The organism is Pirellulales bacterium, from assembly GCA_033762255.1.
In the GTDB taxonomy this organism is placed as follows: domain Bacteria; phylum Planctomycetota; class Planctomycetia; order Pirellulales; family JALHPA01; genus JANRLT01.
In genome coordinates this window covers 12,536-33,184 of sequence record JANRLT010000072.1, presented here as the reverse complement: position 1 = coordinate 33,184, position 20,649 = coordinate 12,536, and the positions used below count along the sequence as shown (strand labels likewise).

Sequence of the window (20,649 nt, the reverse complement as noted above, 5' to 3'; positions counted from 1 at the left end):
TTGATAGCAGGCCAACTTATGGCGTGCGGTTGGATGGTTGTTTTTTTCTTTGAGCCAGTGGCGGGATGGTCCCGTCCGGCTTCTTTTTCACAGGTCATTTTTTTCATGGTCAATCGGAACCTAATTCGCGGTCTGGAATACGAGGATGAATCGCTAGAGGCGGAGCTCAATCTGGCCTTGGAAGGTAATCTGGAAGATTACATCCTGGGCGGGGATGACGACATTTCCGTCAATCGTATTGTCGAAGGCCGCATTCTGAGGGTGGATGAGGAATTTGTCTTAATTGACGTGGGTTACAAAAGCGAGGGGCAAATCCCGCGGAACGAATGGGAAGAAAACGAGCCCCCGCCTGAACCGGGCCAAGTGGTGCGGGTGCTGATCGAGGATGTGGAGGACTCCACCGGTTTTGGCGAAGAATCGCGCGGGATGATACTCTTATCCAAGCGCAAGGCCAAGAAGATCGACGATTGGGAAAAGGTGATGCAGTCCATCCACGAGGGGGACACCGTCACCGGCACCGTGCTGCGCAAGATCAAGGGTGGGCTGTTGGTGGATTTGGACGGGGTGAATGTCTTTTTGCCCGCCAGTCAGGTCGATATCCGCCGTCCCAACGATATTGGCGACTACGTCGGCCGCACGATCAGTTGCATCGTGCTCAAGATCGACGACGAGCGGCGTAATATCGTGGTTAGCCGCCGGGCGCTCATTGAACAAGAGCGCGTCATCAAGAAAAAACAACTGCTGGAAACCCTGCAAGAAGGCCAAACCCGCAAGGGCGTGGTCAAGAATATCGCCGACTTTGGCGCGTTTGTGGATTTGGGGGGGATCGACGGCCTGTTGCACATCACCGACATGAGTTGGGGCCGCATCAACCACCCGACCGAGATGGTGCAGATCGACCAAGAACTGGAAGTCATGGTGCTGCATATCGACCGCGAACGCGAAAAAATCGCGCTCGGGCTAAAGCAAAAGAGCGCCAGCCCGTGGGACCAGGTGGGAGACAAATACCCCGTAGGCAGCGTGCACAAGGGCTCCGTGGTCAATGTCATGAGCTACGGCGCGTTTGTAAAGCTCGAAGAAGGGATCGAGGGGCTGGTCCACATCAGCGAAATGTCCTGGACCAAACGGATCAGCCATCCCAACGAGTTGGTGCATATTGACGACGAGATTCAGGTGGTCATCCTCAAAATCGACGGCGAAAAGCACGAAATCAGCCTGGGCATGAAACAAACCCAGGAAAACCCCTGGGACAAGGTCGTCGACCGTTACCCGGTCGATGCCGAGGTCACGGGCACTGTGCGCAACCTAACCAACTATGGCGCGTTTATCGAGATCGAGGAGGGGATCGACGGCCTGTTGCATGTCAGCGATATGTCCTGGACTCGCAAAATCAGCCATCCCAGCGAAGTCGTCGAAAAGGGACAAAAGCTCAAATGCCGCGTCCTTTCCGTCGATCAGCAGCGCCGCCGCATTGCCCTGGGACTCAAGCAGTTGGACGAGGATCCCTGGGCGACCGAAATTCCGAGCAAGTACCAGCCCGGCCAACTTGTCAAAGGCAAGGTGACCAAGCTGACCAACTTTGGCGTGTTTGTCGGTCTCGAAAACGGCCTGGAAGGCTTGCTGCATATTAGCGAGCTGGCCGAACATAAGGTCGACAACCCCGAAGACGTGGTCAAGGTGGGGGAAGAGATCGAAGTCAAGATTTTGCGAGTTGACACCGACGAACGCAAAATTGGCCTCAGCCGCAAGCGCGTGGAATGGTCGGAAGAAACCGCCGCCGCCGAGGAAGCCGCGGAGGCCAACGCCGCCGCTGCCAGCGAAGCCGCCACGCCCGCGCCCAAGGAGCTAAAAGGAGGGGTCGGCCAAGCGGGACCACTGTTTGGCACGACCGAAGGGAAAACCTAACATTTGGCTGCCATTTGCTTTAGTGGCAAATACAACAAAAATTTTACCGCCCCCCGCCGGACCTTTTTCGGCGGGGGGCTTTTTGATGCGCGCGGCGGACGGATTATTTTGTCAAAACCACTATTATTCCCCGGCCAGTCGCCGGGCAAGTCGGATCGCCGCAAACAGACTCCCCGGATTCGCAATTCCCCGCCAGGCAATGTCATTGGCCGTGCCATGATCCACGCTGGTGCGGACAATCGGCAGACCCAGGGTGGTGTTGACTGCACTGTCAAAGGCGAGTGCCTTAACCGGGATGTGCCCTTGATCGTGGTACAGACAAATATAAGCGTCAGTTGATTGACGCTTGGCCGGAATAAACGCCGTGTCGGGGGGGAGCGGCCCTTCCACCCGCCAACCCCGCGCGCGGGCTTGGTCAACGGCGGGCTGAATCAGGCGTTCTTCTTCTTGGTTGCCAAACAACCCATGTTCGCCGGCATGGGGATTGAGGCCGCAGACGACGAGTGCTGGCTCCGTTCCTTTGATTTTTCGCAGGGCGTTACCGGCCAGTTCAATCACGGCCAAAATTCGCTGGGGCGTGAGCAGCGCGGGGACGTCCGCATAACCGACATGGGTGGTGACAAACGCGCAGGTGATTTCCGGGGAGTATTGCAGCATGCAGGTCGGTTCGGCCTGGCAGCGGGCGGCAAAAATTTCGGTATGACCGGGAAAGCTATACCCGGCGGCGTGCAGGGCTTCCTTGCTGATGGGGGCGGTGACGACTCCCCGCACGCGACCGGACAGCGCCGCGGTGATGGCCGAGTCAATGTAGGCGTAACTGGCCGCGCCGGTCGTGGCGTCTAGTTGGCCGGGGACAATCGATCCGGCTGTGCACGCGGCATGATCCACAATGACTGGTTGCGAGGCCCGTTGAGCATCCGTCGCGACAAGGGACCAATCGGCCAGCGGGAGGACGTTTTCCGGGCGGGGCAAATCCAGTTTGTCGGCGCAGCGACGCAAGATCTCCGCGTCGCCAAAGACGATGGGAAAGGTTGTTTGCCACAGTTCCACGTTCGCCAAAGCACGCAGGATCAGTTCCGGCCCGACCCCCGCGGGGTCCCCCATCGTGAGCGCGAGTGGAGTGGGTAGTTTCATGGGATCGTTGGATGGCGGGGGGAGACGCGGAGCATTCCCTCCCGCTTTGAAATTTGAGAGTCGTTCTCTTTATCCGTACTACTAACCGTTTAATTCTTCGCAGTGTACAAAGATTTTCTATTTGCTGATTTCTTTGCGGGCCAAAGGCCCGACCTATCCCAGCCTAGGGCAAGCGCAGCGTCGCCCTAGGTTAAAGGGAAATGAAAAAGGAAGGGCCAACGGCCCGATTCATCCGCTGCAGCCAACGATTGAATTCAATAGTCCCCTTGGGTTACGGGCTAAAGCCCGTACCACGTTCCATCAGTGAACATCCGTGGCTAAGTAACTCCAAACTCCACTCCTCCAAACTCCACTTCTCCCCTCTCCTCTCTTCCCACTCACACTTGGCCATCCACGGACTCTTGCACTTTCCAGCGGTTGAGCATCTTTTCGCGAAATTGGTTCCATTCCGGCACGTTGATTACTTCGGGGTGGCTGTCGTGCAAAAGCTCTGTCACCCATTCGTCCATGCGTCGCATCCGGTCGGACAACCCTTGAATGACGTTGTAGGCGACTTTGTAAACCGCCCAGACTCCCTCATTGATCAGATCCTGGTAATCACCGTGTGAAATGCGCAACACATGCATATCGGTTCTGGCCCGCACATTGGCCGAGTTGGGGGCCGGATTAAAAAACGACATTTCGCCAAAATAACTGGGGGGTTCGATTATCGCCAGAACGATCTCTTCCGAGTCGGAACGTTCGGGCCGTGTTCGCTTGGTGACTTCGCACACGCCGGTTTGCAAAATCCACAAATTGCGGCTGGATTCCCCTTGCTTGACGATGGTATCCCCCGCGTGAAATTGCAGGGGCTTGATGATTTCCGCGACCTGGCGGCATTCACTTTCGTTTAAGTTGCGAAACAGTGGCAACTGGCGCAAGACGCGAATATCGACGGATTTAACGGTTGGCATGTTTGTTCCCACGCACAAAGGGGCAAGTTCGGCTAGAAGAATTCCTCCTAGCTTAACCCCGTTGTTCCGCTGAAAACAAGTGAGTCAACCGGATTTTATAGGTCTTATCGGCAATATCTTGCTCTTGTTAGGCAATGCCGCTGAGCACGGTAGCCCGTCCGACGCGGCCAATGCCTAGCATATAGGCCGCCGTGCGCAGGGAAACGTTTCGTTCGTGGGAAAGTTGCCAAACCGCCTCAAAAGCGTCCCCCATGGCCCGGTCCAGCTCTTGGCGGACGCGATTGATTCCCCAGCGGTAATATTGGCGATTTTGGACCCATTCAAAATAACTGGCGGTGACCCCCCCGGCGTTCGCCAAAATGTCGGGCACCACGGTCTTGCCCGCCGCGGCAAATATTTCATCAGCGTCGGGCTGGGTGGGGGAGTTGGCCGCCTCGACAATAATCGGCGCCTTGACCAGCGGGGCGTTTTTGGCGGTGAGCACGCCGCCGAGCGCCGCGGGAATGAGCAAATCGACATCCAAGGTAAATTGACTGCCGGGCGGGCCGATCATTTCCGCCCCCTTATAGCCTGCCAGGGAGTTTTTATTTCCCGCCGCGTAATCCAGCAGCTCCCCAATCTTCAGGCCCTCCCGGGAATAATAATCCCCGCTGGCATCCCCCACCGCCACGATTTTACACTGGGCATCGGTCAAAAACCGCGCCGCATGCGAACCGACATTACCAAACCCTTGGATTGCCACGCGGGTTTGCTCTGGCTTGCGCCCCAGGCGGCTGAGGAGCTTCATCACCACGATCCCCACGCCGCGGCCGGTGGCTTCATCGCGGCCGGGAAGGCCGTACAAGTCGACCGGCTTGCCAGTGACACAGGCGGGGCTAAAGCCGTGGTATTTTTCGTATTGATTCATGATCCAGGCCATGACCTCGGGCCCGGTCCCCATGTCGGGCGCTGGAATGTCGGTGTCCGGCCCAAACAGGTCATGGATTTCATCGACAAATTTGCGAGTGATGCGTTCTAATTCGCGGAGGCTGTATTGCCGCGGGTCGATGCCGATCCCTCCTTTGGCTCCTCCATACGGCAGATTCACCACAGCGGTCTTCCAGGTCATCAGCGCGGCCAACGAGCGCACTTCGTCCAGGTCCACCTCGGGATGGTAACGCAGCCCCCCTTTCATCGGACCGCGCGATTTGTCGTGTTGCACGCGATACCCCTGAAACACGGCGATCTCGCCATTATCGCGCTCGATGGAGATCTCCACGGTGATCTCGCGCCGCGGACTGAGCAGCAGCGTCCGCATATTTTCCGAAAGTTCCAGCAGATCCGCTGCCTTATCAAAATATAAGCGAGTTGCGTCGAGGGATTTTGTGCCGGAAGCCATAATTGGGAGTGGGAACGGTGGGTGGAGGGGGAACAGGGAACAGGGAACAGGGGGGTGGCGGGTGGTCGAGCCTTCGCGAGCCCCCAGCGGGGCAAAGTGAGAAGTATGAATGAAGAAGGCAGAATGACTGCAATTAATTCTTCATTTTTCATTCATACTTCTGCCTTCAACTTCACTCTCGCGCTAATATGACCGCCGTGGCGGTTGCATGCGTTCGGCAATGGGCCAATGTCAGGAAAATTTCCCCAGGTTCACGCTGCTCGATGATTTCCCGCATCCCCCCCCGGGAAAGCACGCGATAACCGGTCTTTGCGCTGCGGCGTATTTCCAAATCGCTCCAGGCCAGCGGTTTTCGCCAACGCACCCCCAGTCCCTTTAATACCGCTTGTTTACCCGCCCAAATCCCGGCAAAGTGTTGCGTGGCGTGCGAGCAGGACTGGCAAAAGGAAATTTCTCGGGATGTAAACGCGTGGGTGAGAAATTGCTCGGCGTGTTGCTCAATCAATTTGGCAATTCGCAGGCATTCGACAATTTCGGTACCGATACCCAGGATATTCATCGATCCACGCTAGTTTGGCGATCAACGAGTGGTGGTAAAGCCTAGTGTGCTGTTAAAAGTGTAAATTCGAGTGGGGCGGATCAGCCGCTGGGCGTTGGCCCAGGTTTTTTTGCCACTCCAAACGTGGCCTAACGCCCTATGGCTAATTCGAAATAAAAGCGTGACGGAGCACTAGTTGGCGGTTTCCTTTGTCGGCATGGGAGAGACGCGAAGCACCCCGCCCACGCGGGGCAAAATCCAATAAATAAGTTGGGCCAACAGTTGTTGCAAAAGCGCATGCACGACATATAGGCTATACCGCGCGGCGGGGTGTGTTTCGCCGCCGCTCATAAATTGGATAAAGTTGGGCAATTCCAGCGGCGGGGCAAACTCGGCCAATCGGGGATTTAACTTGATGATTTGAGCGGTCCGCGCTTGATGGTTAAGCTCCTCGATCCGGCAATGTTCCCGCCAGGATAAATAATGCTCAAAAAAGGAGAGCACCCCGACAAATAGGACCAAAGCCACACTCATCCAGCCCGTGGATAATTCCAGCCAACGCTGCAACATAAACGCCACGCTGGCTAAAAAGCCACAACCCACTAACAGCATGATGGGATAGTTCATCCGCGCTCCCCAAAGCGCGGTGAGCCGGGCCAACAAATACGCTAGTAATAGTAGCACCAGCAGGCTGAATAGCCAGCGTCCGGTGGTCGTTGAAAATGCCATCGATTCACCTACCTGCACAAATAAATTTGCCCCTGTTCCTACCCACTACCCACCATTGACTTCCCGCTATCAACTATTTTAGCCCGCAATTTCGCTGGGCGCGGGCCAAAACCTGCGCCGCCTTGGCCTGGGCGGTGGCGGCTCCGGCGGCCAATATCTCGCGCACTTGGGCGGGTTTTGCGGCTAATTCGGCCCGGCGTTCCCGGGCGGGGCCAAAATAACGCTCGGCGGCGTCGGCTAGGGATTTCTTGATCTCCCCATAGCCAAAGCCCCCCCGTCGGTACAATTCAGCCATGGCGGCGGTTTCTTCCGGAGTCGCCACCAGGGCATAGAGTTGATAAAGGTGGTCGGTGTCGGGGTCCTTAGGCTCCTCTTGCGGGCGCGAATCGGTGGTGATTCGCATGATTTTTTTGCGCTGGGCCTTCACATCCTCAAAGACCTCCAGCGTGTTGTTATAGCTTTTGGACATTTTTTCGCCGTCGGTGCCGGGGACTTTGGCGGCGTCAGACAGAATCTTGGCCTTGGGCAGGACAAAGGTTTCGCCATACAAGTGGTTAAACGTCCCTGCCAGGTCGCGGCAAACCTCGATATGTTGGTCTTGATCCTGCCCCACGGGGACCGTGTCGGAGTCATAAGCCAGGATGTCCGCGGCCATGAGGACCGGATAAGTAAACAATCCCGCGTCCGCGGGTAGCCCCTTGGCTTTTTTGTCCTTGTAGGCGTGGCAGCGTTCCAGCAGGCCCAGGGGGGCGACCGTCATGAGCAACCAACAGAGTTCGCTCACGGCGGGGACGTCCGACTGGACAAAGAGCGTGGCATTTGCTGGATTTAACCCCAGGGCCAATAAATCGATCGCGGCATCGAGTGTGTATTGGCGCAAGAGCGCGGGATCGCGCACGGTGGTTAGGGCGTGGAGATCGGCAATAAAATAAAAAGCCTGCTGCTCGTGCTGCAAGTCAATGTATTGGCGAATCGCGCCAAAAAAGTTTCCCCAGTGGGGACGTCCCGTCGGTTGGATGCCGGATAAGACACGCATGAAATCAATCAACCTGAAAGATTCAAATAAACTCTGAGTGAATCAAAGAAACTAACTTCCCGCACTCGTTTTTGCCGGTGGTGGATTGACTTGCAACGTCCCCACCAATTCCCGCACGCTGCCAACTCCCGCCGTGGACAAAGCCCCGGGCAACTGGGCCAAGATCTCCGTCACAACCTGCGGTTGATAAAAGTTGACCGTGCCCAGTTGTACGGCACTGGCTCCGGTAACAATAAATTCGAGCACATCATCAATGGTTGCGATACCGCCAATCCCGACCAGGGGAATTTGCACCGCTCGTCGGACCAAATACACGCAGCGCAGGGCAATGGGCTTTACCGCCGGGCCGCTAAGTCCGCCTAACACATTGCCCAGCAAAGGTTTGCGCCGTCGCCAATCCACCGCCATTCCCTGCAGCGTGTTAATCAGCGAGATCCCGTCCGCGCCGCCTGCCTCCGCGGCACGGGCGATCGTCGCGATATCCGTCACGTTGGGCGTCAGCTTGGCCAAAATTGGCCACTCACACGCGCGGCGGACCCCCGCCACGACATTTTCGCAGGCGTGGGGATCAGTTCCAAAATCGACACCATGACTGACATTAGGGCAGGAAATGTTAAGTTCCAACGCCGAAATTCCCTCCAAACCTTCCAACCGCGCGGCCATTTCCACAAATTCCGCCTGCGACCGCCCGGCAATACTGACAATAATTGGCGTCCCCAAGCTTCCCAGATAGGGCAAATGCTCGGCGATAAAAGTCTCAATACCGTCATTATCCAGGCCAATTGAGTTGAGCATCCCGGCGGGCGTCTCAATGGTGCGCCAAGGAGCGTTTCCTGGACGAGGCTCGCGGGTGATCGTTTTTGGCAATATGCCCCCCAGGCGGGACAATTGCACCAGTCCCGCCATTTCTCGCGCGTAGCCAAAGGTTCCCGACGCCACCAAGATCGGGTTTGGCAACTGCAATCGGCCTAAATTGACAGAAAGGTCCATCGCGGGGTTCACAAGTCGGCGGTTAAAAATGTATTGCTACGAATCTTAGTGGTGGAATCAGTAATTTGCTAAAAGATTCTCGGTTGTCCATCCCTTTGTAGCCCACGGTACGCTAACCTTTGTGGGCCAAAGTAGTTTAATTCTTTGTGGGCCAAAGGCCCAACCTATTCCAGCCTAGGGCAAGCGCAGCGTCGCCCTAGGTTCATGGAAAAATAAAATGGCAGGGTCAACGGCCCGCTTCATATCTTTGCCAAGCATCCAACATGCCTTGGGTTACGGGCTAAAGCCCCAACAACATTCATCCACACAATGGGCGGTTTTAATATGGATTGACGTCTTTGCCTAGCGAAAGTGCTTATCACAAAAATCCAGGTATTGCCGCCAATCATACTCGGTGACGGCATGCTTGCCGGTGCGGAAATGATAACCAACCGTATGATGCAGGGGTTGGTTGAGGGTAGGCATATCAGCATTGGGGAGCGGTTCTTTTCCGAGTAGCTTATAAACCGGTCCGGCGTGATAAGCGGCTAAAAATTCGCCCCGGGGATCCGCCCAGGGGTCTTCCTCGGCGCTGGCCACATAGACGGGGCGCGGCGCGATGAGCGCGATCAGTTGATGCGCGTCAACGGGTAATTCTGACTCGCGTAGATTATACTTTTTAAAATTGGCACAAAACCAATGCGGAAAACTGGTGTTGATCCGTTCGATCGTTTCGCCAAAGCAGCGGCGGGTGATGGCGGCCCCCCCTTCGCCGGAATTGTTGGATATGACAATGGCAAACCGTTCGTCATTGGCCCCCGCCCAGAGGGCGGTTTTTCCCAGACGGGAATGTCCCATGAGGACGACTTTAGTGCGGTCGACACCTTTTAATTCCCTCACAAAATCCAGTACGCGGCTGCAGCCATAGGCCCAAGCGCTGATCGAGCCCCCTTCGTGGGGAAGGGGCTTGGTCTGACCGGCTGGATAGAAGTGCGGGTGCAAGCCATTTTGAAAGCCGTCGTCAAAATCGGGATCGACGTCGCAGTAACAAAACGTCGCGACACCATAGCCACGGGATAAGATCAATTCAAGCGGCCAACTGGCGGCGTCGACGCCGCGAGATTTTTCGGTCGCTTTGTGATCGACGATCCCCGCTTGCTCGTCATTGCGCAGCCAGCAACTGGCTAGGTGAATGGCCGGATCGGCATGAATGGCTTGATTGCCGTCAAAGTTGGGGACGATAAAAATCGGCGCTGGCCCCCCGGCATTGGCAGGGAGGTAGATGAGGACGTTAATAACCACCGGTGATGAAGGGGGATCCGAAGTCGTGGCGTCCGCCGGGGTTGCCTTACCCAGCGTAAGTCGGCGTTGTTGGCGGGTGGCGGTGTTGTTAAAAACCGCGGTTGGCGCCTCGGTGATTGCCACAGCTTGCGGCAATGGCGGGGTTGGAATTTTGCCATAGACCTGGTTGGCAAATAGCTCCAATATCTCCGCCCGCCGCAATGGCCACTCCGCGGGTTGTGTGACCGGGGTCCCATCTTGCCGGACCAGCGGGTCGGGCAGGGTGTACGCGGGGACCTGGGCCTCGTCATAATTGGGCGTAAAGGGGGGCGCGGCCTGGGACATGGATGTGGTGAAGGCGCAACAGATGAAAAGTGCCAAGAGCAAAGTCCAGCCCAAGGTTCGAAACGGTGTTTGGAAAGTAGTCATGATGAAAGCGTGGGTTGGAGGGTCTGTGTACTTAGTTTAACAGATTTATTTGGACGTTTCGATATGGCCGTCCACCTCCAGGAACACGCGGCGCTAGCAATTGCGGGACGTTTTTGACAGAGGCCCGACAATCTGGGATAATCCTGGGCTGGTGGTGGGGCTATCGATCTTGTGTTAGGGTATCCGCCCTTACTTTTTTTCAGGAGCGTTCGATGTCGCGCTGGCTTGGCAAGATTTTCTTATTGGCGGTGGTTTGCGGATTTTTTGTCACCTTGGCCGACGCGGCCGAGGTCAAGGTGGGAGAGCCGGCTCCGGATTTTGAACTGGCGGGGTCGGACGGTAAAACGCACAAACTGGCGGATTACGCCGGAAAAACGGTGATTGTGGCGTGGTTTCCGCGGGCGTTTACTCCCGGCTGCACCAAGGAGTGCAAATCCTTTGCCGAACAAGGGAAATTGCTACGGGAATTTGATGTGGTTTACTTTACGGCCAGTTGTGATCCGGTGGAGGAAAACACCAAATTCGCGGAATCGCTCAAGTGTGATTATCCCATTTTGTCCGATCCCACCCGTGCCGCAGCGCTGGCGTATGGATTAGTGGCAAATGAGAAAGGGAACGCCGCCCGCAAGACGTTTATCATCGGCGCGGATGGAAAATTGCTGGCCGTCATTGATAAAGTGGACACCGCGGGGCATGCCCAGCAAGTGGCGGAAAAGCTGGCGGAACTGAAGGTCCCCGCGGCGAAGAAAGAGTAGCAAGGATTTAGCAACGGAATTTGAGCCACGGTTTGGCACGGATAGTCACGGATAATATTCGAGGTATAAAACAATTCTGTGCATTCGGCGGTTTAAAATCTTTAATCTTCGATTTGAAATTTGAGATTCTTACTCCGCATCCGTGTTCCATCAGTGTTCATCCGTGGCTAAAAATCCACCCCTACAAACACCAAACACCAAGTTCCAGCAGTGCTCATCCGTGGCTACTAATCTCCCCTCCTCCACTTCTCCAAACTCCGCTACTCCAGCATCCCTGCGCACGCGGATCTTTGACGAAATCCAGACCTGGACGTTGATTGATCCGCACACGCATATTGACCCCCATCGCCCGGCGGCGACTTCGCTGGCGGAGATCTTGGGTTATCATTATTACACCGAGTTGGTCCATTCGGCGGGTGTGCCGCGGGAAGAGATCGAAGCCCCCGGCCTCTCCCCCCGGGACAAAGTTGCCCGGTTGGTGGCGGGGCTGGCCCCGCTCGAAAACACGATCCAATACAGTTGGCTTATCGAACTTTGCCGCGAGTTTTTTGATTTTCAAGAGGAGACGCTTACCCTGGCCAACTGGGAAGCTCTGTATGAGGTTTCCCTGGCCAAATGCGCGCAGCCGGATTGGCCGCGGCAGGTTCTGCAAAAAAGCAATTTGCGGGCGGTCTTTTTGACCAACGACTTTGACGATCCCCTCAGGGGGTTGGACACTAGCGTCTATGTTCCGTGCCTGCGCACCGATGATTTGGTGTTCCATCTGCGACAGCAGTCCGTGCGGGATCGTTTAGCCGCCGCGACAAACGGCGAATCGGCAACCGCCATGGGCCTGCGCAAGGCGATTGGCAAATTATTTGAGCACTTTACCCGTAATGGCTGCCGGGCTTGCGCTATCTCGTTGCCGCCCGATTTCACGCCGCTCCCCGGCGATGCCTCCCGCGCTGATCGGGCGCTGGCCAAACTACGCCATCAGCCCGACGAGCTGTTGCCGGAGGATTTTGCGGGGTTATCCCAATTTGTGTTTTGGACGCTGGCGGAATATTGCGCGGAATACCGCCTGCCGTTTGATCTGATGATTGGCGTGAACCGCCGGGTCTATCCGGGGGGTGTGTACCAGGGAATGGACCTCTATGATAGCCGCGTGTCGCTGTTGCAGTATCGCGAGTTATTTAACGCCTTTCCTAGGGTAACATTTCCCATTTCGGTCCTGGCCAGCGTGACTAACCAAGAGCTCGTGGGACACGCGTGGATTTTTCCCAATGTGGTCACGAATGGGCATTGGTGGTACAGCAACACGCCTTCGTTTATTGAGGCGGATTGCCGCGCCCGGCTAGAAGCGGTCCCCCGTACCAAGCAAATCGGCTACTACAGCGATATGTATAAACTGGAATTCGCCCTGCCGAAACTGCGGATGTACCAACGCATCCTGTCCAAGATATTGGCGGAGCAATTTGTCATCGAGCGGGGCTGGTCGGAGGAACGGACATTAGACTTAGCGCGGGATCTCTTGGTTAATAATATCCAGCGGATTTTTTATGGCGGGGAGGGGTAAGGCTTCAGTTGGTAACTACGCCAGATTCAGTAACTACTGCCGCTGATGCAATATCTCTTTTAATATCATTCAGATGCAGATCGTTTTAAATCCATCAGACGGTCTTTGTGCAATTCTTCAATCCCGCGATAGTATTCCAAAATCCGCTTTGCATCGTGAACAATTTGTGCGGAGATTTTTTGTCGCACACGCCGACTTTCAGCAAGAGGGCCATTATTCATATTGAATAACTTTGACTCGCATAAATGACCTTTCGAGTCTTCAAGGTTTCCGCGCGGCGAAACGAGTTAAGCAAGCTTTCTTTTTCCACCCAATCCACTTTTCGTCCCGCGAGCAGGCTTAATTCAACCGCCATCGTGGTCAAATCCCACAAACTCCACGGGGCGGATTCCGCAAAAGAAATGAGTACCTCAACAACGCTGTCAGGTAGATAATCATGGCGGAGGACCGAGCCAAACAGCGACAATTCACGCACACGCCAGCGCTGCACAAAATCGTTCAGGCGGTCGTGGGGCAACAATTGATCAAAACGTTGGGCGATATCCAAAGTTAAAAAAATCGTAACTGTTTAGCCTTTTACGGCACAGCAACCGTGGGCTAGCGCCCGGCGGCTGATTTTGTCACAGTAATTGCATAAACCATCAACCGCCACGCGCTAGCGTCCGGTTAAATTCTCATCATTTCAAATGACTAAACTGTTACAAAAAGTCGAGTGCTTATTTGCAATTCCCTAGCACCAACAGCGCATAGCCGGTGACCAGATTGGGATCATTTTCCAGCCACTGGCGATTTTTATTCGCCCAGGATCCGTCCTCGTTTTGCCGTTTGGCTAGTTCGGCTATAAACTCCGCCCGCCAATTATGTTCAACCCCCTTGGCGTCTGTAAAGGTATCCATTTTTGCGGCTTGCAACGCCCGCGACATCAGGTGGTAATAATAAAACAGCCCCGCCTCGCCGAGGCCTGGATTTTGTTCCAGGGTGTAATTTTTGGCCAGAAAGTCCAGCGCCGCCTTCACCCGTTTGTCATCCGGTGTCAGTCCCGCGTACAGCATGCTTTTAAAACCGGCGTACGTCATCGATCCATAGCTACGCAACCCCCCCTGAAATGATTTGTCCTGCGGCGGTTCATCGGTGATAATCGTGTAATAAAAGCCGCCGTCGTTGACCTTGCCCGCCAGGGGGGTGGTGTTATGCTCGGACTCTAAGTTCTGGCAGCGGGAGACAAATTTAAGCGCGTTTTGCACCGCGGGATCGTCGGGACCCGCCCCCGCGGCGATCAGGGCCTCGACCAAAAACGCCGTATTGCTCAGGTCCCCTTTTCCCCCTTTGCCATAGCCGACGCCGCCAAAGTCAAAATCCGCCTCGGTTTTTCCTTCGTCGGCGTCAATCTGGTTCCCCCGCAAAAACAGATCGGCCTGCTTAATGTTCTGTTTATATTTGCCATCCTGGTTGGCCTTTTGCAGGCACAGGATCGCCAGCGCGGTCTCATAGTTTATAATTCGCGAGCCATCCTTCCCCACGGAGCCATCCTTTTGCATGGCCCCTTCTAAATATTTCAGCCCCTTGGCCACGGTCGGATCGTCCGGCGATACGCCATTTTCCATCATCGCCAATAAGCATAACGATGTGATCCCGGTTCCGACTTGCTTGGTAAACGACCCATCCGGAGCTTGACCCTTGGTCCGTAGATACTCGATGGCTTGGGCGACCATTTTTTGCCGCTGGGCCTGCAATTCCGGAGACAACGCCGCGACTGGCGCCGATTTTTCTCCTTGGGTTGCGGCGGGCTGTTTATCCGTAGTGGGTGCCTCGTCGGCGGCGACGGCGCGACTGATGGTCATCCCCAGGCTCAAGAGCACGCTGGAGAACTTCACCGGCAGGGAACTGCCATAAAATCGGGGATATTGTTTGGCGCGGCGCATCGGTAGACCTCTTATTAAAAAACGATTCAACGCGGGCTAACGAAAAATTCGGAGTGGCTGGCGGAAGTGGGATGTCAAACATCTAACCAGCGCAAATTAGCACAAGATCGGACAATTTGCAATTTTTTGTCAATTTGCCACCTGCGGCAAGCCGTAATACGCGTCATTTTGTCGCCCGCGTCACAATTTCCCGGTCGAAATAATTCACGCCCATGCCAGCGTCGACGACAATTCGCTGGGCGTTAATCCCGCTGGACCGGGGTGACAGCAAGAAGGCGGCGGTGTTGGCGACTTCGCGGGTATCGACGGGGGCTTTGCGTAGTGTGGCTTGTTCGGCAAAGAGATAGGAATCTAAATAACCGGGAATTCCGGCCGAGGCGCTGGTTTTGAGCAAGCCCGGGGCGACGGCGTTAAAACGGACGCGGGAAAACTGGCTAAAGGACTTGGCTAGAAACGCCAGGGACGAATCGAGCGCGGCCTTGATGGGCGCCATATAGCCGTAGTTTTCGCTAGCCATTTTGGTGGTGGAGATGGAAATCGTGACGACCGAGGCATCCGGCGTCAAAAGGTCCTGAAGTTCGCGGGCGACCGCCATCAAAGAGTAGCAAGAGATATCCATCGCGCGCAAGAATTCCCGTTTACCGGTCAGGTGAAATGGCTTAACCCCACCTTCGTACTCGGCAAAGGCCACGCTATGGACCAGGCCCGCCAGCTTGACTTCCGCCGCGCGCAGTTCGTCCCGCAGAGCGACAATTTGCGTCTCATGCTCGACATCGCAGATGTAAATGGGTGCGTCTCCCACGAGTTTTTGCAGTTGCTCCCGGCGGGCCGCGCTGCGGACGCTATAGTGCACCTTCGCTCCCGCGGCCAGCAGCACCTGCGCGATCTGCCAGGCCACGCTTTTTTTATTTGCCACACCCATGACCAGGATTGCCTGGTTGGCCAGTTGGAGAAAATCTTCGGGCATGGGGGCTGGAGGAGTGGAGTAATGGAGTTTGGAGTTTGGCTGCATTCTTAATTCTTAATTCTTAATTCTTTACTTCTCCGCCATGGTGCAGGCAAATTCCAGCCGGGCGGCGACTTTGCCCGCCACGCTGACTTTGCCCGTCATAAAAAATGCGTCCGCCAGTTGTTCCACCAGGTTCACTTCGATATCGATTGTCTCGCCGGGACGCACCATGCGCTTCCAGCGGACATCATTCATACGGGTGGCGACCGGCACGCTTTTCCCCGAGGCATTTGACTGTTGGCTAAGCAGCACCGCCCCCGCCTGCAGGCAGGCCTCGCACAAAATCACGCCGGGTGTGAGGGGAAAATCCGGATAATGCCCCTGATAAAAAAATTCTTGCCCTGTCAGTGTTTTCTGGCAGTGGATCTGGTTCATTTCTTGGCGAACAATACGGTCCAAGAACAAAAATGGTGCCCGGTGCGGAATCGCGGCGTGAATGGCGGCCAGGGACATGGGTAATGTTGTTAAGATGAATTGGCGAAGGCGTGCGGAATAAGTAAGGGTAATCCCTCCCGTAACAGAACTCGCTAGAGTTCTGAAGAGGTTGGGAACGTGCTAAATTCGGAATTCTAGCGAATTCCGCTACAAAATGCTCACGACGAAATTCTGGTGAATTTCGCTACGATAGTTCCACGGTATTTTTCATTCCGCGTCGCTAAACTTCCAGTGGTTCCACTTGTTGATTCGACTTTAGCAGCAGGTTTTCCACGTCGTTGGCCACGATAACGCCATAGTTGAGCGCCCCCAGCCAGCCCGACATGATGATCCCCACGCTGCCGGCATGATACAGACCGTGGATTTGCTGGGGGAGGCCGCGGCTGATGGCCAGCCCCTCAAACTTGGTCCCAAAGCTGGCCCCCAACGCGTGCTTGGTGTAATGTTCGAACGTCCGCGGGGTGCTTGCCTCCACATGATCCACCAGATCACGGATGTTTGGTACGTATTTTTGAAGCGCGTCCAGCGTCGTTTGGCACAAATCCGCCTTGCTGGCCTCGTACTCGGCATCGGACAATCCCGCCCAATCATGGTAATGGGCATTAGTGCTGGAGACAATCAAACACCGGTCGGAGCCTGGTCGCGTGCGCGGATAATAAAATGAATAGGTGCGGCTGGTGATGTTGCGGCTCAAGAGGGCATCGGTCCGAAAGAGGGGGGCGGTGGAGCTAAAGAGCAAATCACCATGGCTTTCGTCCAATTGCGCATCGGGCTTGAGCGCGATATAGACCTGCGTGCTGGAGTTATTCAGCCTGACGGCCGCCGCGCTTTCGGCAAAGTCGGGGTCAAAGTGTCCCCTTCCCACGAGGTCAAAGATGGTGGTTTTGAGATTGGCGTTGGATATGACAGTCTTGGCCCGGATGGTTCGGCCCCGCACGGTCACGCCGGCAACCCGTCGACGGGAATCCACCACGATTCTTTCGGCGTCGCATTTGATGCGGACATCGACGCCGTTCTTTAAAAGATCGGCGTGCATCAGTTGGATCAGCCGGTCCGTCCCGCCGGAAAAGGTGTAGACCCCCTTGGACATAAAATTGGAAAAGACGATTCCATACGAGATCGCCGGATCTTCCAGAGTTGATCCGTTGGCGTAGGTGATCGGTTCCATCAACAGGCGGATGACATCCTCGCGCCCGGGAAAGAATTTTTCAAAAAGCTGGCCGGTGGTCAGGTTTTGATCGTCATAAAAGTTCATCCCCCGGGCGGCGTCAAAAAACGCTGTAACGCTTTCCGCGGGGACGTCAAATTTCTCCACCAGTTGGCGGGTAAAGTCCTCGCGGTTGAAGGTGGTCGACAGCGAAAACATGGGGTTATCGAACCGAATGTTTTTTAACTGGACGATGGAATCCGCGATCTCCCGCGTCCAGTAGCGGCGGCAGCTTTTGATCATGCCGATGGGAAATCCATGCAGCGAAATATCAAAAATATGCCCTTGCGGACGCTTGAACCAGGTGGCCATCCCCCCCAGTTTGTAATGTTGTTCCAGTAGTAGCACGCGATGACCGGCGCGCGCCAGCGTGTTCGCCGCGGTCAACCCCGCCAGGCCGCTGCCGATGATGATGCAGTCATACTCATCCCGCGCGCCGGCGAGAAAATCCTTGGGCATGTCGGCTAATAGATCAAAGGGGTGTTAAAAATTAGAATGGGCAAAACGACCGAGGATAATGTAGTTTGATTTTAGGCGATAACTCGCGCGGCCCCCAGGGGGAGGGGGCGTGGGGGGCGGGGGCAATTCTCAAAGGGAGACCCCTGCTGGTGGCAAAATTGCGGTCATGCTAGCAATTTTCCGCCAAAAGTTGCGGAATTTTTTAATGGTTCCAGTTGGCAATTTCTTCGGTTTGGTTATATTTGTGGCTTGTGGGCCAAGCCCCGGCAACCAAGCTAATAGTCGTGAGATAACGCGGCGTGAGTTGCTTGTGGGGGGAAGTCGCCCGATCAATGACTACTGTTTCCAAGGAGGGAAATCATGTCCACCCGTGTTCCGCTGGATACCGTCACGCGCGAAGCAATGGAAATGCAGGCCAAACTGGAAATGAGCACGGCCGAGATTGGCCTGGCCGTCCGGACCACCAACTGCCTGGAAGAGCGAGGCATTTTTACGATTCAGGATTTGCTCAACACCAAGCGCGAGCAACTGCTCAGCATTTCTAATTTTGGTGAAAAGACCCTCGAGGAAGTATATCTCGCATTGGAAAAGATCGGCTTTTATCGGCCACATCGCCGTCCAACCAAAACGGTCAAGCTGCAATTGGCGGGGGTGTAGGTTTTTTTGATTGAATCAACGCGCCTCTCTCATCGCTGGCGTACTATCAAGCTAGAAACAGGCGGTTGGTGATTTGGGATCACCAGCCGCCTGTTGTATTTATTGTAGCTGGTTAGATTTAGCTTCTCACGGAGTGAGAGGAGTACGTTTGCTGGCATCTCACGGAGTGAGAAGAGTACATTCGCTTAGGCCGCCACGCGGCGGCGCCAGCCGTAGAGGGCCAAGGCCAATCCGCCACAGCCGATTAACATCACTGTGCTAGGCTCGGGGATAACCTTGTAAAATCCGCGAATTTCGCCACCTTGAAAAGTGCTGGTATGGATGTTGAAATACGCTCTTTCATTTTCCAAGGCGTCAATCAAGGCATTGAATGCGCCCCCCACCGTGCCACCATTGGCGGTAATAAAACCAGCGCGGTAACTAGAGGCTAGCGTCATATCAAAGGTCTGGTCAAATGAACCAAAAGTTACGCCCAGGGGAAATAGCGAAAAAGAAGGTGTTTGAGTTGCCACGTTCGCGGTACTCGTGTTGGGAAACAAGGTCGGGGCGTGAATGTGCGCCGCGCTGGTCGTACCGAGCAAATCTTGGAATTGCGCTTCCACGCGCATGGTGACCATATCCAGATCGATCGTGACCTTGGAATAACCGGTGCCAGGAGAAGAGTTCGGCGGGGCTTCAGAGGGGCCGTCCATGAAGGTTTCAAAAATCAATTCATGGGCGTTAGCGTTAATGCTGCCCAACGCGCAAGCCAAGCCGCAGAAAGCGGCTAACAGTACTTTGCGAATACTCATGAGCGTCTCCTATAATAATGTGTGAACAAAATCGTTGTAATCTTGCATGCACCATTAGGCTATCCGCCTGCCACAAGAAGAACAACGAAATTGCATTCACGCTCGTAATTATTTAGGGAAATATCAACACCTTTAGCACGGGACAATGGTTATTGCATGAATCCCTGTGCTTTTTCTGGCATATTAAAAAAATTGCTTTTAGTAAGAATCTTATTTTGCCCGGGGATGCGCTACTTCATAGATTTCCCGCAGTTTCGCGGTTGTCACGTGTGTGTAGATCTGGGTGGTGGTCAAGCTTTTATGCCCCAGCAGTTCTTGCACACTGCGAATATCCGCTCCCCGGTCCAACAAATGCGTGGCAAAGCTGTGCCGCAGGGTGTGGGGGCTGGTCCGCAAATCCAATCCAGTCAACTTAAGATATTTTTCCAACATCCGCCCGACACTGCGCGTGGTCAAACGCTTGCCAAAGCGATTAACAAACAATGGTATCACGCCCCCACGACTGGCTGTAGGGGCGACGATACGTACGGCGATCCAGTCTAGCAACGCCCGACTGGCAAATGAGCCGATGGGCGACAGCCGTTCGCGCTTTCCTTTGCCCCGGATGCGTAAAATCTCGGCTCCCCGGTCCCAATCCTCGTCATTCAGGCCCACGACTTCGCTGACGCGCAAGCCCGCGGAGTACAACGTTTCCAGGATCGCCCGGTCGCGCAGGCCCTGGGGGTCATTGGCCGGGGGGGCGGAGAGCAGTTGTTCGATTTGCTCACCTGTCAAGAAATGCGGCAGTTTGCGGTTCTTGCGGGGGTTCCTCAGCGGCCGGGCGGGATTGCCATTGGACCAGCCCTCTCGTTGCCCAAACCGAAAAAAGCTACGCAGCGACGCCAACCGCCGGGCAATGCTGCTGTGGGCGAGTCCCCGCTCATGCAAACCAGAAAGATATCCGCGCAAATCGAGCGTGGAGAGGCAATCGGGGGGTGGGGGCGCGCCTTGCTGTTCGGTAAAAAAATTTTCCAAATCGGTCAAGTCTTCGCGGTAACTCTTGAGCGTGAGGGGGCTGGCGTTTTTTTCCGCCTGTAGAAATGTCAAAAAGCGGTTGACGGCCAGGCGCAATTCCGACTCCGGGCTGGCGGAATCATTTATGCCCGCTGCCTGTCGGGGGGGCGCGGAGGAATTCTCCCCGGGAACGATGGATCGCCGCGCGACGGAACGAGAGCGGGTGCTCATTCGGGTTGGGGGACGTCAAAGCGGCGTTTGACTTCGGGAAGAGCGGGGCGGGGGGCGGTGTCGCGGATTTTTTGGCTAAGGACGGCGGCGTCGTACCAGCTAAAACTCAGTTCGGGGTTCGAGGCATACCGCCCCAGCGTGCGGAGGGTTTCGGCGCGGCTGGCTTCGTCAAATAAAAAGACGTAGCGTTCCTCGCCTTTCACTAATGCCAAGACATTCAATTCCTGCTGCGCCACGACCGCCGCTCCTTCTTGGTCCGCGAGTGATTCCGGCTGGCGAATTT

Annotated in this window: 20 protein-coding genes; 4 read left to right on the top strand and 16 right to left on the bottom strand. The window is 55.4% G+C overall.

Features of this window, described 5'->3' with window-relative positions:
* Positions 1-105 precede the first annotated feature (105 nt).
* On the top strand, positions 106-1,905 hold the full coding sequence (locus SFX18_20205; GenBank protein ID MDX1965480.1) for a 30S ribosomal protein S1: 1,800 nt from the start codon (positions 106-108) through the stop codon (positions 1,903-1,905).
* A 123-nt stretch (positions 1,906-2,028) separates the two neighbouring features.
* On the opposite strand, the gene pdxA is transcribed toward SFX18_20205, so the two are convergent.
* The 8 genes from pdxA to SFX18_20165 form a co-directional block, all read right to left on the bottom strand.
* Positions 2,029-3,039, bottom strand: a complete 1,011-nt coding sequence (gene pdxA, locus SFX18_20200; protein MDX1965479.1) for a 4-hydroxythreonine-4-phosphate dehydrogenase PdxA — start codon at positions 3,037-3,039, stop codon at positions 2,029-2,031.
* 377 nt (positions 3,040-3,416) lie between these two features.
* A complete protein-coding gene (locus SFX18_20195; protein ID MDX1965478.1) occupies positions 3,417-3,992 on the bottom strand; it encodes a cyclic nucleotide-binding domain-containing protein in 576 nt (191 codons plus the stop codon).
* Between the two features lie 127 nt (positions 3,993-4,119).
* The gene (locus SFX18_20190; GenBank protein ID MDX1965477.1) at positions 4,120-5,370 is read right to left on the bottom strand and encodes a Glu/Leu/Phe/Val dehydrogenase dimerization domain-containing protein; all 1,251 of its coding nucleotides are present in this window, start codon (positions 5,368-5,370) and stop codon (positions 4,120-4,122) included.
* A gap of 172 nt (positions 5,371-5,542) precedes the next feature.
* A complete protein-coding gene (gene acpS, locus SFX18_20185; protein MDX1965476.1) occupies positions 5,543-5,929 on the bottom strand; it encodes a holo-ACP synthase in 387 nt (128 codons plus the stop codon).
* Between the two features lie 171 nt (positions 5,930-6,100).
* A complete protein-coding gene (locus tag SFX18_20180; GenBank protein MDX1965475.1) occupies positions 6,101-6,637 on the bottom strand; it encodes a hypothetical protein in 537 nt (178 codons plus the stop codon).
* A 73-nt stretch (positions 6,638-6,710) separates the two neighbouring features.
* Positions 6,711-7,673, bottom strand: a complete 963-nt coding sequence (gene trpS, locus SFX18_20175) for a tryptophan--tRNA ligase (GenBank protein MDX1965474.1) — start codon at positions 7,671-7,673, stop codon at positions 6,711-6,713.
* A gap of 51 nt (positions 7,674-7,724) precedes the next feature.
* Positions 7,725-8,663: a dihydroorotate dehydrogenase gene (locus tag SFX18_20170; GenBank protein MDX1965473.1), complete on the bottom strand. Its 939-nt coding sequence runs from the start codon at positions 8,661-8,663 to the stop codon at positions 7,725-7,727.
* Positions 8,664-9,005: 342 nt separating this feature from the next.
* Positions 9,006-10,268, bottom strand: a complete 1,263-nt coding sequence (locus tag SFX18_20165; GenBank protein ID MDX1965472.1) for an acetylxylan esterase — start codon at positions 10,266-10,268, stop codon at positions 9,006-9,008.
* Between the two features lie 296 nt (positions 10,269-10,564).
* On the opposite strand from SFX18_20165, the gene SFX18_20160 reads away from it, so the two are divergent.
* Positions 10,565-11,107 carry a peroxiredoxin gene (locus tag SFX18_20160; protein MDX1965471.1) on the top strand — a complete coding sequence of 181 codons (543 nt, stop codon included), beginning with the start codon at positions 10,565-10,567 and terminating at the stop codon, positions 11,105-11,107.
* 220 nt (positions 11,108-11,327) lie between these two features.
* Positions 11,328-12,662 (top strand): glucuronate isomerase, encoded by a 1,335-nt coding sequence (locus SFX18_20155; GenBank protein ID MDX1965470.1) that lies wholly within the window; start codon positions 11,328-11,330, stop codon positions 12,660-12,662.
* Positions 12,663-12,879: 217 nt separating this feature from the next.
* Here SFX18_20155 and SFX18_20150 read toward each other — a convergent pair whose 3' ends face one another.
* From SFX18_20150 to SFX18_20130, 5 genes are all read right to left on the bottom strand, one after another.
* On the bottom strand, positions 12,880-13,209 hold the full coding sequence (locus SFX18_20150; GenBank protein ID MDX1965469.1) for a nucleotidyltransferase domain-containing protein: 330 nt from the start codon (positions 13,207-13,209) through the stop codon (positions 12,880-12,882).
* A 169-nt stretch (positions 13,210-13,378) separates the two neighbouring features.
* On the bottom strand, positions 13,379-14,584 hold the full coding sequence (locus SFX18_20145) for a prenyltransferase/squalene oxidase repeat-containing protein (protein ID MDX1965468.1): 1,206 nt from the start codon (positions 14,582-14,584) through the stop codon (positions 13,379-13,381).
* 163 nt (positions 14,585-14,747) lie between these two features.
* A complete protein-coding gene (locus SFX18_20140; GenBank protein ID MDX1965467.1) occupies positions 14,748-15,551 on the bottom strand; it encodes an SDR family oxidoreductase in 804 nt (267 codons plus the stop codon).
* Between the two features lie 69 nt (positions 15,552-15,620).
* The gene (locus tag SFX18_20135; protein MDX1965466.1) at positions 15,621-16,046 is read right to left on the bottom strand and encodes a 3-hydroxyacyl-ACP dehydratase FabZ family protein; all 426 of its coding nucleotides are present in this window, start codon (positions 16,044-16,046) and stop codon (positions 15,621-15,623) included.
* Between the two features lie 202 nt (positions 16,047-16,248).
* Positions 16,249-17,694, bottom strand: a complete 1,446-nt coding sequence (locus tag SFX18_20130; GenBank protein MDX1965465.1) for an NAD(P)/FAD-dependent oxidoreductase — start codon at positions 17,692-17,694, stop codon at positions 16,249-16,251.
* Between the two features lie 360 nt (positions 17,695-18,054).
* On the opposite strand from SFX18_20130, the gene SFX18_20125 reads away from it, so the two are divergent.
* Positions 18,055-18,351 (top strand): DNA-directed RNA polymerase subunit alpha C-terminal domain-containing protein, encoded by a 297-nt coding sequence (locus tag SFX18_20125; GenBank protein MDX1965464.1) that lies wholly within the window; start codon positions 18,055-18,057, stop codon positions 18,349-18,351.
* Positions 18,352-18,536: 185 nt separating this feature from the next.
* Here SFX18_20125 and SFX18_20120 read toward each other — a convergent pair whose 3' ends face one another.
* The 3 genes from SFX18_20120 to SFX18_20110 form a co-directional block, all read right to left on the bottom strand.
* Entirely contained in the window at positions 18,537-19,142 is a 606-nt protein-coding gene (locus SFX18_20120; GenBank protein ID MDX1965463.1) for a CHRD domain-containing protein, read from the bottom strand.
* 210 nt (positions 19,143-19,352) lie between these two features.
* Positions 19,353-20,366, bottom strand: a complete 1,014-nt coding sequence (gene xerC / locus SFX18_20115) for a tyrosine recombinase XerC (protein MDX1965462.1) — start codon at positions 20,364-20,366, stop codon at positions 19,353-19,355.
* Positions 20,363-20,602 carry a hypothetical protein gene (locus SFX18_20110; protein MDX1965461.1) on the bottom strand — a complete coding sequence of 80 codons (240 nt, stop codon included), beginning with the start codon at positions 20,600-20,602 and terminating at the stop codon, positions 20,363-20,365. The genes xerC and SFX18_20110 overlap by 4 nt, the downstream gene beginning before the upstream one ends.
* Positions 20,603-20,649: the final 47 nt, after the last annotated feature.